Below are 12,939 nucleotides of genomic sequence, written 5' to 3'. Positions count from 1 at the left end.
CGAGATGATGGGCCTAGGACCAAAGGACGGTGCCCGCCCACCCCTGGCCGCTGGGCCTTCGGCGGGCCGTCCGCGACCCTGGAGGCAGGCGGGGTCGACGGGTCGTTCGTGCGTTCGATCGGGAATCACCGCAGGCCGCAGGCTGTTGGCCAGTCCGCCGGACCGGACGATCCGGGCTGCCCCGGCCCGCTCCGGCCCCCGCCCGGGCCGGAAACGCCATGGCGGCCACCCGACGAAATGGTTAGCATCCCTAAATATGCCTGAGACTCACGGATCCACGGTGGAGCAATCCCCGAGCGGCTCACCGGCCCCCGGTGCGAGCCCGCAGCCGGACGGCGACCACCCGCAGGCCGCCGGCTGGCTGCGCCGCCTGGTCGGCTACTGCTGGCACTCCCGCCGCAGCGTGCTGCTCGCCTTCGGCGCCTCGCTCGTCGGCATGGCCGTCACCTCGCTGGTGCCGCTGGTCACCAAGCTGATCATCGACGACGTCATCACCGCGCACACCCGCTCGCTGGTTCCCTGGGCGGTGGTGCTGCTGCTCGCCGCCGTCGTCGTCTTCGGCTGCACCCAGGTCCGCCGCTACTACGGCGGCCAGCTCGCCCTGGACGTCCAGCACGACATGCGCAGCGACCTGTTCCGCTCGCTCGGCCGGCTCGACGGCCACCGCCAGGACCGGCTGGACACCGGCCAGGTGGTCGGGCGTGCGACCTCCGACCTCCAGCTGATCAACGGTCTGCTCTCGATGCTGCCGATGATGACCGGCTACCTGCTGATGTTCGTCATGTCGCTGGCCGTGATGGTCTGGCTCTCCCCGCCGCTCACCCTGATCGCCCTGGTGATGGCCCCCGCGCTGTGGTGGATCACCGTCCTCAGCCGCAAGCGCCTCTTCCCCGCCACCTGGGCCGCCCAGCAGGAGGCGGCCGTCGTCGCGGGCGTGGTGGACGGCGCGATCGGCGGTGTCCGGGTGGTCAAGGGCTTCGGCCAGGAGGCGCAGGAGCTGGACAAGCTGGAGCGGGCCTCCCGTCACCTGTTCGCAGCCCGGGTCCGGTCGATCCGGCTCAACGCCCGCTACAACCCGGCGATGCAGGCCATCCCCGCGCTCGCGCAGGTCGCGGTGCTGGCCTTCGGCGGCTGGCTGGCCGTCGACGGTCAGGTGTCGCTCGGGACCTTCGTGGCCTTCTCCACCTACGTCGCCCAGATGACCGGACCGGTGCGGATGCTCACCATGGTCATCACGGTCGGCCAGCAGGCCCGGGCCGGTGTGGAGCGCGTCCTCCAACTGATCGACGAGCGCCCGTTGGTCCAGGAGCGCCCGGACGCGCTCACCCTGGACCTCACCGGGGACGGCGCCCGCGAAGGCACCGGCACCGGCCCCCGCGAAGGCAGCAGCGCAGGCCCCCGCGATGGCGGCACCACCGGCCCCCATGCCACCGGCCCCCGTACCACCGCAGGCCCCCGCACCTCCGATGTCGCCCTGGAGTTCGACCAGGTCGAGTTCCGTTACGACCCCGAGCACCCCGCCCCCGTCCTGCACGGCCTCAGCCTGAAGCTGGCCCCCGGCGAGACCCTCGCCCTGGTCGGGGCCTCCGGCTCCGGCAAGTCGACGGTGGCGCAGCTGGTGCCCCGCTTCTACGACCCGGCGGCCGGCACCGTCCGCCTCTACGGCCACGACCTGCGCGACCTCACCCTGGACTCGGTCCGGGCGGCGGTCGGCATCGTCCCCGAGGAGAGCTTCCTGTTCTCCGAGTCGGTCCGCACCAACATCGCCTACGGCCGTCCGGACGCCACGGACGAGCAGGTCGTGGCGGCCGCGCGGGCCGCCCAGGCCGACGAGTTCGTCCGCGCGCTGCCGGACGGCTACGAGACCAAGGTCGGCGAGCAGGGCCTGACCCTCTCCGGCGGGCAGCGCCAGCGGATCGCGCTGGCCCGGGCGATCCTCACCGACCCCCGGATCCTGCTGCTGGACGACGCCACGTCGGCGGTGGACCCGCAGATCGAGGCGGAGATCCACGACGCGCTGCGCTCGGTGATGACCGGCCGCACCACGCTGCTGATCGCCCACCGCCGCTCGACCCTGCAACTCGCCGACCGGATAGCCGTCCTGGATCACGGTCGGCTGCTGGACATCGGTACGCACGAGGAACTCGATGCCCGATGTCCCCAGTACCGGGCCCTGATCACCGACCCCGAGGCCGGTGACCGCACACCCCGGCCGTCCGAGGCCGAGCAGATATCCGAGCAGACCTCCGCGCCGGTCGGCGAACCGACCCCTGCCCAGGCACTCGCCCAGGCCCCCGAGCCGGCCCCCGCCCCGGAACCCGCGACCCCGGCCACCCCCGACCTCCCCACTCCCGCCCTGGTCAAAGCGGCCCGCACCGCCGACCCCGACCTGCTGGTCAAGGTCGCCGCCCTCCCGCCGGCCGCCGACTCCCCGGCGGTCCCGCGCGCCGAGGCCGAGGCCGGCGACCCGGACTTCAGCCTCCGCCGCATGCTGCGCCCGTTCCGCGTCCCGCTCGCCCTGGCCCTGCTGCTGGTCGCCCTCGACGCGGCTTCCGGCCTGGTGCTGCCGGTGCTGATCCGGCACGGCATCGACCAGGGCGTCAGCAAGGCCCTGATGTCCGGGGTCGCCGTGGCCGCGCTCACCGCGCTGGTGGTGGTGCTGCTGGACTGGCTGGTGCAGAGCGCCGAGAACCGGGTCAGCGGTCGTACCGGTGAGCGGGTGCTGTACATGCTCCGCCTCAAGATCTTCGCCCACCTCAACCGGCTCGGCCTGGACTACTACGAGCGCGAGCTGTCCGGCCGGATCATGACCCGGATGACCACCGATCTGGACTCGCTGACGTCCTTCCTGCAGACCGGCGTGGTCACCGCCGTGGTCAGCCTGCTGACCTTCGCCGGGATCTTCGCCGCGCTGCTGATCATCGACGCGGGCCTGGCCCTGGTGGTCTTCGCGGTGCTGCCCCTGCTGGTGATCGCGACGCTGGTGTTCCGCAGGAGGTCCAGGGACCAGTACGAGCTGTCCCGGGACCTCATCAGCACCGTCAACGCCGACCTCCAGGAGAACGTGGCCGGCATGCGGATCGTCCAGGCCTTCCGCCGCCTGGACACCAACACGGACCGCTTCGTCGCCCGGGGTGTCGCCTACCGCGAGGCCCGGGTGCGCGCGCAGCTGTACATCTCGCTGTACTTCCCGTTCGTCCAGTTCCTCTCCAGCGTGGCCGCCGCGCTGGTGCTGATCGTGGGCGCGGCCCGGGTGGACGCCGGGACGCTGACGGTCGGCGCGCTGGTCGCGTACCTGCTGTACATCGACCTGTTCTTCGCGCCGGTCAACCAGCTGTCCCAGGTGTTCGACGGCTACCAGCAGGCCTCGGTGGGCCTCGGCCGGATCCGGGAGCTGCTGCGCACCCCGACCACCACGGCCGAGGCGGCCGACCCCGTTCCGGTGCCCGAGGGGCTGCGCGGCGAGATCTCCTTCGAGGGCGTCGGCTTCGCCTACAACGGCGGTGCGGACGGCGCCCCGAACGTGCTGACCGGTGTGGACCTGCACATCCCGGCCGGGCAGACGGTGGCGCTGGTGGGCGAGACCGGCGCCGGCAAGTCGACGCTGGTGAAGCTGGTCGCCCGGTTCTACGACGCGACGGAGGGCGCCGTGCGGGTGGACGGGGTCGACCTCACCCGCTTCGACCTGGCGCAGTACCGCCACCGGCTGGGCGTGGTGCCGCAGGAGGCGTACCTGTTCGCGGGCACGGTGCGCGAGGCGATCGCCTACGGCCGGCCCGACGCATCGCCGGCCGAGGTGGAGGCGGCGGCCCGGGCGGTCGGCGCGCACGACATGATCGTCCGGCTGTCCGGCGGCTACGACCACGAGGTCACGGGCCGTGGCCGCAACCTCTCGGCTGGCCAGCGCCAGTTGATCGCCCTGGCCCGGGCCGAACTGGTCGATCCGGACATCCTGCTGCTCGACGAGGCGACCGCAGCGCTCGACCTGGCCACCGAGGCGGCGGTCAACCAGGCCGCGGACCGGCTCAGCGGCGGCCGCACCACGCTGGTCATCGCCCACCGGCTGACCACCGCCGAGCGTGCCGACCGGGTCGTCGTGCTGGACCACGGCCGGGTGGTCGAGGACGGCACGCACGCCGAGCTGCTCGCCCGGGGCGGCACGTACGCCCGGCTCTGGCGCGCGTTCGTCGCGGACGGCCACTCGGCGGTCGAGGCCGTCGCCGCCGGGTAGTCGGCTGCCCGAGAGCCGCCTGACGGTACGCCACCTGCGCCCCGTCAGGCGGCGATCAGCGAGGCCAGCAGGCCGGTGGCGTCGATCCCGCGCGGCAGGTCGCTGACCTGTCCGTCCCCGACCTCGACCACGCGCCAGCCGGAACCGTCGGCCCGGCTGGCGAGGTCGGTGGTGACGAAACGGCAGCCGAGCATCCGGACCAGGGGGCGGACGTCGGTGAGGTCGGGTTCGACCGCGTGGTGGGGTGCGTCGGGGTGCGGCCCGACCAGCACGGGTTCGCCGTCCAGCCACCACACCCGCGCCTCCACGGCCCGCCCGCTCCCGCGACCCGAACGGCCGTCCGCGCCTTCGCCCGAGCCGCCGTCCCGGCTGCTTTCCGCGCCTTCGCCCGAGCCGCCGTCCCGGCTGCTTTCCGCGCCTTCGCCCGAGCTGTCGTCCGAACCACCACCCGAGCCGCCGGCCAGCCGCTCGAACTCCTCGTACCGCCGCAGCACCACCCCGCCGGCCAGGAACTCGCCCTGGAGCTCGACGAACCGCGCCACCACCCGCCCGACGCTCGCCAGATCGGCCAACTCGGGGACGTAGCAGGCCTCGTGCCACTCGTGCTTGCGCGACTTCACGTAGTCCTTGACGATCGCCGGCCCGCTCCCGCCGAGCCGCGCCGCGGCGGCCGCCAGCTCCTCCGGCCCGGGCACCACGGCAGCGGCGGTGGGGATCCACGTGCTGGGCGGGGTCGCCCCCTCGAACACGTCGTACCAGCCGGGCAGTTCGTGCGCCGCCGCATAGCCGGCCGGGCTGGTCAGCAGGGCGCAGCCGCGCGCGGCGAGCGCGTCGGCGAAGCCGGTGTAGCGGGCGGACGGGAGCATCCAGCCCCGGTACCAGAGCGGACCGCCGTCCTGCGGCACCAGGCGGACCGCCTGCTCGGCGAGCCCGGCGAGCAGCGCGTCGTGGTCGACCAGGTGGTGCTCGCCTCCCAACTCCCGTAGCAGTCGGGCCTCCCAGGCGAAGTGCGGGTCGGGCCGGCGCGGGTTGAGCGGGTCGGCGGGGAAGAGGATCGCGGGTACGGGCATGGCCGTCAGGGTAAGGCCCGGGCGGGGAGGAGTCGGCGGCTTTCGCGGCGTCAAACCCGCTCGACGGCCCGGCCGGGCGCTGGGAGAGTGATCCGATGCGAAATCTGCTGAGACCCCGCACACGTGTCCCCCGGCAGGCCGCTCGCACGGTCGTCCTGGACGAGGGCGGCTCGGTCTTCCTGCTCCGTTCGGACAACGACGAGGTCGGCGTCCACTGGACCATGCCGGGCGGCGGGCTGGAACCCGGCGAGACCCCGTGGACCGGCGCCCGGCGCGAACTCTGGGAGGAGACCGGCTGGAGCGACCTCGAACCGGGCCCGCTGCTCTGCACCTGGGAGCACGACTTCACCTGGCACGGCACCCCGGTCCGCCAGCACGAGCACATCTACCTCACGGGCGGGCCGCACCGCGGCCCGGTCGGTGACGTCAGCGCGGTGCATGCCGAGGACCGGATCCTCGACTGGCGCTGGTGGACCCCGGCCGACCTGGCCGACGAGAACGCCGACGCGCTCTGGCCGCCCCGACTGCCGGAGCTGCTGGCCGCCGTCCGCGAGGGTTGGGCCGTCGACGGGCGTCCCCCGGTGCCCGTCGACCTGGGCTTCATCCCGAACGCCCCGGCCGCCCGCTGACGGCCGCCCGCCGACGGTCACCCACTGACCCGTCCCGCCGACCCGCGACGACCGCCGTCTCCTGACCGCCGCCGGCGAGCCCTGAGCGCACGCCGCTACGAGTGCACGCCACTATGGCGCACGCCCCTACGGGCGCCCGCCGCGTCGCGCCCGCCCGCCCGGACCGGACTCCCAACCGTGCAGGTCCAGCTCCCGGTCGTGCAGCGCACAGGGGTTCATCAGTACGGTCAGCTGCGCGTCGGCCAACTGCTCGAAGGCGAGCCCGGTGGCGGACAGCAGTTGCTCGGTCGGCACCGAGACGGCGATGGCGGGGCGCCAGGAGGGCAGCACGATCAGGCTGGTGCCGCGGCCGATCCGGACCGGTTCCGCCGTCACCCGGATCGGCGCCCGTTCCTCCGGGCGGCCGACGGCCTCGGGCTGGTTCGGGCTGCCGCCGATCAGAATGCCGAGCGGCGTCTCGGCCCGCGCCGCCTCGGGGTCGACGGTCGAGGTGGCCGTCACCGCCCCGGTGCCTCCGGCGAGTTCACCTGCGCCCGGTGCGCCCGGTGCGCCCGGTGCGCCCGCCGCCCGGGCCTCGGTCGGGAGGCCGGCAGAGGTCACGGGCTCCGTGGATGCCGTCCCGACCGGTTCGGTCGCGGCCGTCTCCCGTGCGGTCGCCCCCCGCCCGGTCGCGACGGTCTGCGGGTGCATCCGGCGCAGCCGGCGCGAGGGCGCGGGGCGCCGGGAGCCGGCGGCCCGGAGTTCCTCGCGTGCCGCGCGCAGCACGGGCACGGCCCGGTCGCCCTCGGGCGGGGCGGTCGGCCGGCCGAACCGGACAGCCCCGGCCCAGCCACCCACGGCCCCGGCCCCGTCACCCGGACCGTCCTCACCGCGTTGACCGTCCTCACCGCTCGCGCCGTCCTCGCGGCCGGGGAGGTCCTCGCCGTCCTCGGCGCTCTCGCCGAGCAGCTCCCGCACCTCCGTGGCCGGCCGTCGGCACGCGGCCGCCAGGTCGGCGACCGAGCGGCCTTGGGCGTGGGCGGCCCGCAGCCGGTCGGCGAGTGCCGCCCGCAGCCGAGAGGTGGTCGGATCGTCCGCCGCCGCTTCGCCCACCGCCGTCGCGGGGCCGCCGTCCACCGCGCCGTCCTCCCGCCCGCGCGGCTGCGGCACCGAGTCGTGGCGCGAGCCACCGCCCTGGCGCCCGCCCGCGGCCGTGCCGGACGGGGCGGGGCCCGGAGCGTCGGTCGGTCGGCCGGTCTCGGCGGCCGTCGCGATGGAGCAGCGCGCGGCGGGCGGGGGCGCGGATCCGGCGCTGTCCACGGGCGGGCCGGGCAGGCACGGGTCGGTTGCGGCGGGGTGGAGCGAGGTCATCGGCACGGGCCCTTCGGCGGACGGTCCGGATGATCCTCCCGCACCGCGCGACCAGCTCCAAGCGTCAATTCCGGGGGTGTGCGCGAGACCCCTGCCCACCCCTACGCCCCGTGTCGGCTCAAGTGCCGGGCGCGACGAAGCCCTTGAGGTCGGCGAGCACCGCGTTGGCCGCCATGACGCCGAGTCCGAGGAACCAGGTCTCGTCCGAAACCGGCAGGGCCTGACCGGACTTGACCGCGCCGAGGGTCTTCCAGAGCGCGCCGCCGAGCACCGCGTCCTGGTTGGTGGAGCTGGGGGAGCCGTAGACGCCGTAGAAGATCCAGTCGGCGTCGGCCTTGTCGATCTGCTCCGGGCTGACCTCCACCGCGAGTTCCTTGACCTGTTCGATCTTGGGCTGCGGCAGCGGGATGTCGGTGAGGATGGTGCCGATGAAGGACAGCTCGGCGTACAGCCGGGTCCGGCCGGGCATGAAGCGCAGCGGCGTGATGGTGGGCCGCTTGTCGCCGAGCTTGGCGCCGATCGCGGTGGCGGCCGCCTGGTACGCGTCGAGCTGGGCCTTGGCCTCGGTCTCCAGCCCGAACGGGCTGGCGTTGAGCTGGAAGTTCTGCTTCCAGGGGTAGCCGGGGCGCAGCGAGAAGACGGTCGGCGCGATCTTGGACAGCTGCGCGTACTGGTCCTGGGCGCGCAGCTGGCTGCCGAGGATCAGGTCGGGCTTGAGCGCGGCGATGGCCTCCAGGTTGAGGCTGTTGATGGTGCCGACGTTGGCCGGGTTGCCGGCCTTGTCCTTGAGGTAGGACGGCAGGGACTTGGAGCCGTCGGTGTAGACGATGCCGACCGGCTGGATGCCGAGTGCGACGACGTTGTCGAGTTCACCGGTGTCCAGCACCACGACCCGGGTGGGCTTGGCGGGGATGACGGTCTCGCCCATGGCGTGCTTGACGGTGCGCGGGTAGACACCGGGGGCGGCGTCGGTGCCGAAGCCCTTCATCTTCTCGATCACGGTGGCGTAGTCGTCGCCGCCCTGCTTGACCGACTTCTGGTCGGGCGATGCGCCGCCGGTGCCGGGCGTCGTGCCGCCGGAGCCGCCGTTGCCGCCCGGGCCGCCGGAGCTGCCGCAGGCGGTGAGCAGCCCGCCGAGGCCGAGGACCGCCCCGCCGGCGATCCCGGCGGAGAGGAACCTGCGGCGGGAGGGGGTGCGGGGGACGAGGGCCAGGTCGTCGGGGTTGGGGGCCACGCGACGCTCCTTCGGATCGAGGTTAGGTGAGGCAAACCTATCCGAAGCGCCGGAGGGGGAGGTGGCGGCCCGTCCGGGTCGAGGGTCGAACTGTCTCAAACATTGACATAAGGGAGAAAATCCCTTAACCCTGATCCTTTGAAACCAAGGTACACCGCTTAATGCGCCGTTAATGCGTCACCCTGATGACCCTCACGGAGAACGAATCGAAGAAAGTGGTTTAGATCACCAAGGGTTGGTCTACTCAACCTTCCATGCTCGCGCCTAGGGTGCGCTGGTGTTTGATCAGCAGCTCTCAGAGCACGGAAGCAGCGACCGGGCAATGGCGCCCGGCGCTCCGCAGGGTGCCCCGGTCAGTGGCACCAGTGGTGGAGTCCCCGACCAGGGGACGGCTGGGGGAGCGGGGGACAAGGGTCTCCGGGGCAACTCGGTGGGCCTGCTGAGCAGTGTGGTCCTGGGCATCTCCACGGTCGCCCCGGTCTACTGCCTGACCGCGACGCTCGGGCCGACCGTCACCGCGGTCGGCGTTCAAATGCCCGCCGTGTTCCTGGCCGGCTTCCTGCCGATGCTGCTCGTCGCGTTCGCCTACAAGGAGCTGAACAAGGACTTCCCGGACTGCGGCACGTCCTTCACCTGGACGGTCAAGGCCTTCGGCCCCCGGGTCGGCTGGATGGCCGGTTGGGGCCTGACCGTCGCGACCATCATCGTGCTCTCCAACCTGGCCGGGGTCGCGACCGACTTCCTCTACCTGATGCTGGGTGAGATGACCGGCAGGGGCTGGGTCGCCGAACTCGACCAGAACCAGGCCGTCCACCTGCTCACCGTCGTCCTGCTGATCGGCGGCGCCACCGCGATGAGCTACCGGGGGATGACCGCCACCAAGTGGTTCCAGTACAGCCTGGTCGGCCTCCAACTCGCCGTGCTGGTGCTCTTCTCGGCCATCGCCATCGGCAAGGCCGCCGCCGGCGACCTGCCCGACTCGATCGGCTTCTCGTTCTCCTGGCTCAACCCGCTCCAGGTCAGCTCCTTCAGCGCGTTCACCGCCGGCCTGTCGCTGTCGATCTTCATGTACTGGGGCTGGGACACCTGCCTCACCATGAACGAGGAGACCCTCGGCAGCGCCAAGACCCCCGGCCGCGCCGCGATGATCTCCATGGTCACCCTGGTCGGCTCGTACCTGCTGGTCGCGATCTCCGCCCAGATGTTCGCGGGCGTCGGCTCCACCGGCTCCGGCCTCGGCAACCCGGAGACCGCCGACAACGTCTTCGCCGCGCTCGCCCGCCCGGTGCTCGGTTCACCGTGGAGCGTCCTGCTCTTCCTGGCCGTCGTCGCCAGCGCCGCCGCCAGCCTCCAGACCACCTTCATCCCGGTGGCCCGCACCCTGCTCGCGATGAGCGCCTACCGCGCCGTGCCGCCGCGCTTCGGCGCCGTCCACCCGCGCTTCCGCACCCCCGGGTACGCCACCGTCGCGGCCGGCATCGCCACCGCCGTCTTCTACGTCGGCATGAGCCTGATCAGCGAGAACGTCGTCCAGGACACCATCCTGGCGCTCGGCCTGATGATCTGCTTCTACTACGCGCTGACCGCTTTCGCCTGCGTCTGGTACTTCCGCCGCTCGCTGCGCACCGGCCCGCGCGACCTGTTCCTCAAGGGCATCGCCCCGCTGCTCGGCGGTGTGCTGTTGAGCGGAGTCTTCCTGCAGACCCTCACCGACGCCTGGAACCCGGACTACGGCAGCGGCGCCGTCTTCGGCATCGGCTCGGTGTTCGTCATCGGCGTCGGCATCCTGCTGCTCGGCGCCGTCCTGATGACCTGCTACGGCCTGGCCCGGCCGGAGTTCTTCCGCGGCGAGACGCTGCGCAAGGACACCCCCGCGCTGGTCGTCGAGGACTGAGTCGGGGACTGAGTCGAGGGTTGAGGGGGCGGATGGGACCGAACCGGCCCACGCCGCCGGACACCGGCGCTATCCTCGGCCGCATGAAGCTTCACGCGAGCCAGTGCTGGTGGCCGTCCTAGGACGGCCACCCCACGCGCTTGACCAGGGCCGTCCGGAATGGACGGCCCTGTCGTGTTTCGCCACGGAACGGGTCTCCGCCCGGACGGCCGCCACCACCGCCGTACCGAGGAGAATCCCGATGACCACCGCGTCCACCGCGTCCAGCGCGACCGTGGCCACCACCGCCACCTTCACCGCCGACCCGTCCAGCCACCGCGTCCTCACCGGGGACCGCCCCACCGGACCGCTGCACCTCGGCCACTACTTCGGCACCCTGCACAACCGCGTCCAGCTCCAGAACCAGGGCGTCGAGATGTTCGTCGTGATCGCCGACTACCAGGTCATCACCGACCGGGACATCGCCGACCGGCTCGCCGAGCACACCGAGAACCTCGTCCTCGACTACCTCGCGGCCGGCCTCGACCCCGACCGCGCCACGATCTTCGCGCACAGCGCCGTCCCCGCCCTCAACCAGCTGCTGCTGCCCTTCCTCAGCCTCGTCAGCGTCGCCGAACTGAACCGCAACCCCACCGTCAAGGACGAGATCGCCCACTCCCGTCAGTCCGCCGTCAACGGGCTGATGTTCACCTACCCGGTGCACCAGGCCGCCGACATCCTCTTCTGCAAGGCGAACCTCGTCCCGGTCGGCCAGGACCAGCTGCCCCACCTCGAAGTCGCCCGCACCATCGCCCGCCGCTTCAACGAGCGCTACCCGCACGCCGACGGCGGCGCCGTCTTCCCCACCCCCCGCGCGCTGCTCTCCGACGCCCCGCTGCTGCTCGGCACCGACGGCGGCAAGATGAGCAAGAGCCGGGGCAACGGCGTCGCCCTCGGCGCCACCGAGGACGAGACCGCCCGGATCATCCGCGGCGCCAGGACCGACGCCGACCGCAGGATCGACTACGACCCGGCCAACCGCCCCGAGGTCTCCAGCCTCGTCCTGCTCGCCGCGCTCTGCCAGGACCGCGCACCCGAGGAGATCGCGGAGGAACTCGGCGACGGCGGCGCCGCCGCGCTCAAGCGCACCGTCACCGACTCCGTCAACGAGTACCTCCGCCCCCTGCGCGCCCGCCGCACCGAACTCGCCGCCGACCGCGGCCACCTGCGGCAGGTCCTGCGCGACGGCGCCGAACGCGCCAACGCCGTCGCCGACGCCACCCTCGACGAGGTCAGGGCGGTGATGGGGGCGATCTGAAGAACCGCCCCCGCGCCCCCGCGCCCCCGAGCCTTCGGCCCGAAGGCGTCGGCTCGCGGACATCGGCTCGTCGACACGGGGCATATCGTCACCGGGCGGCCTCGACCACATCGAGGCCGCCCGTACCCGGCCTCCCCCGAAAGGCGTCCCGGCCCATGGACCAGCACCCGACCACGCCCGGCCAGGGTCTGACCCGCCCGCTGCACCTGCGCCCCGGCGACCACATCGCCGTCCTCGCCCCCAGCGGCCCGATCGACTCCCAGCGGCTCACCGACGGCTGCGCGATCCTCCGCTCCTGGGGCCTGCGGGTCACCGTCGCCCCGCACGTCCTCGACACCCACCCCACCCTCGGCTACCTCGCCGGCACCGACACCGACCGCGCCGCCGACCTCCAGTCCGCCTGGCTCGACCCCACCGTCGACGCCGTCATCTGCGCCCGCGGCGGTTACGGCGTCCACCGCATGGTCGACCTGCTCGACTGGGACGCCATGCGCGCCGTCCCGCCCAAGCCGTTCATCGGCTTCAGCGACGTCTCCTCCCTGCAGGAGGCCTTCGCCCAGCGGCTCGGCATCGCCACCCTGTACGGGCCGATGAGCGCGGCCGCCTCCTTCATCACCGACGGACCGACCGCCGAGCACCTGCGCCGCACCCTCTTCGAGCCCACGACCACCACCGTGCTCACCTCACCGACCGCCACCGCCCTCGTCCCCGGCCGCGCCCGAGGCGTCACCGCGGGCGGCTGCGTCCACGTCCTCGCGGCCGAGCGCGGCACGTCCGCCGCCCGGCCCTCCTACGCCGGCGGCATCCTGATCCTGGAGGACGTCAACGAGCACCCGTACCAGCTCGATCGGCTCCTCACCCAGTTTCTGCGCTCCGGCGCGTTCGACGGGGTCGCCGGCATCGCGCTCGGCTCCTGGGAGGGCTGCGGACGCCTCGACCGCGTCCGGGACGTCATGCTCGACCGCCTCGCCCCGCTCGGCGTACCCGTCATCTGGGAACTCGGCTTCGGCCACTGCCCCTCCACCCTGACCGTCCCGCTCGGCGTCCCCGCCGTCCTCGACGCCGACGCGGGCACCCTCACCCTGGAGGTGCCCGCCCTCGCCGCGCGCTGAAGCCCGCACCGGTGGTGAGTAGGGTGCGGCCATGTTGCGTCCTGAAAGCTGGTCCAGGCTCGCGGGTGGAAGTCCCGTCCGGGTAGACACCGGAGTGCCCGGTAGCAGGTCCCGGTTCGTCG

Annotated in this window: 8 protein-coding genes; 5 read left to right on the top strand and 3 right to left on the bottom strand. The window is 73.0% G+C overall.

Annotated features, from left to right (window positions below):
• Positions 1-256 precede the first annotated feature (256 nt).
• On the top strand, positions 257-4,231 hold the full coding sequence (locus ACIPLC_RS19370) for an ABC transporter ATP-binding protein (RefSeq protein WP_400474217.1): 3,975 nt from the start codon (positions 257-259) through the stop codon (positions 4,229-4,231).
• A gap of 44 nt (positions 4,232-4,275) precedes the next feature.
• Here ACIPLC_RS19370 and ACIPLC_RS19365 read toward each other — a convergent pair whose 3' ends face one another.
• Entirely contained in the window at positions 4,276-5,301 is a 1,026-nt protein-coding gene (locus tag ACIPLC_RS19365; RefSeq protein WP_400474216.1) for an ATP-grasp domain-containing protein, read from the bottom strand.
• 95 nt (positions 5,302-5,396) lie between these two features.
• Between ACIPLC_RS19365 and ACIPLC_RS19360 the strand changes: the two genes are divergently transcribed.
• A complete protein-coding gene (locus ACIPLC_RS19360; protein ID WP_400474215.1) occupies positions 5,397-5,930 on the top strand; it encodes an NUDIX hydrolase in 534 nt (177 codons plus the stop codon).
• Between the two features lie 126 nt (positions 5,931-6,056).
• On the opposite strand, the gene ACIPLC_RS19355 is transcribed toward ACIPLC_RS19360, so the two are convergent.
• Together ACIPLC_RS19355 and ACIPLC_RS19350 are read right to left on the bottom strand one after the other, a co-directional pair.
• On the bottom strand, positions 6,057-7,280 hold the full coding sequence (locus tag ACIPLC_RS19355; RefSeq protein WP_400474214.1) for a hypothetical protein: 1,224 nt from the start codon (positions 7,278-7,280) through the stop codon (positions 6,057-6,059).
• A 118-nt stretch (positions 7,281-7,398) separates the two neighbouring features.
• Positions 7,399-8,514 (bottom strand): ABC transporter substrate-binding protein, encoded by a 1,116-nt coding sequence (locus tag ACIPLC_RS19350; RefSeq protein WP_400474213.1) that lies wholly within the window; start codon positions 8,512-8,514, stop codon positions 7,399-7,401.
• Between the two features lie 322 nt (positions 8,515-8,836).
• Between ACIPLC_RS19350 and ACIPLC_RS19345 the strand changes: the two genes are divergently transcribed.
• From ACIPLC_RS19345 to ACIPLC_RS19335, 3 genes are all read left to right on the top strand, one after another.
• Entirely contained in the window at positions 8,837-10,408 is a 1,572-nt protein-coding gene (locus ACIPLC_RS19345) for an APC family permease (RefSeq protein ID WP_400474332.1), read from the top strand.
• A gap of 241 nt (positions 10,409-10,649) precedes the next feature.
• The gene (trpS, locus tag ACIPLC_RS19340; RefSeq protein WP_400474212.1) at positions 10,650-11,705 is read left to right on the top strand and encodes a tryptophan--tRNA ligase; all 1,056 of its coding nucleotides are present in this window, start codon (positions 10,650-10,652) and stop codon (positions 11,703-11,705) included.
• Between the two features lie 155 nt (positions 11,706-11,860).
• A complete protein-coding gene (locus ACIPLC_RS19335; protein ID WP_400474211.1) occupies positions 11,861-12,817 on the top strand; it encodes an LD-carboxypeptidase in 957 nt (318 codons plus the stop codon).
• Positions 12,818-12,939 lie beyond the last annotated feature (122 nt).

The organism is Kitasatospora sp. NPDC086801 (assembly GCF_044745805.1).
Lineage (GTDB): Bacteria > Actinomycetota > Actinomycetes > Streptomycetales > Streptomycetaceae > Kitasatospora.
This window is presented reverse-complemented; position numbering and strand designations above follow the sequence as displayed.

Excerpts from the sequence above, each read along its gene's own strand:
- trpS (WP_400474212.1), top strand. The coding sequence starts at position 10,650 with ATGACCACCGCGTCCACCGCGTCCAGCGCGACCGTGGCCACCACCGCC.
- ACIPLC_RS19370 (WP_400474217.1), top strand. The coding sequence starts at position 257 with ATGCCTGAGACTCACGGATCCACGGTGGAGCAATCCCCGAGCGGCTCA.
- ACIPLC_RS19345 (WP_400474332.1), top strand. The coding sequence starts at position 8,837 with ATGGCGCCCGGCGCTCCGCAGGGTGCCCCGGTCAGTGGCACCAGTGGT.
- ACIPLC_RS19355 (WP_400474214.1), bottom strand. The coding sequence starts at position 7,280 with ATGACCTCGCTCCACCCCGCCGCAACCGACCCGTGCCTGCCCGGCCCG.
- ACIPLC_RS19365 (WP_400474216.1), bottom strand. The coding sequence starts at position 5,301 with ATGCCCGTACCCGCGATCCTCTTCCCCGCCGACCCGCTCAACCCGCGC.
- ACIPLC_RS19335 (WP_400474211.1), top strand. The coding sequence starts at position 11,861 with ATGGACCAGCACCCGACCACGCCCGGCCAGGGTCTGACCCGCCCGCTG.
- ACIPLC_RS19360 (WP_400474215.1), top strand. The coding sequence starts at position 5,397 with ATGCGAAATCTGCTGAGACCCCGCACACGTGTCCCCCGGCAGGCCGCT.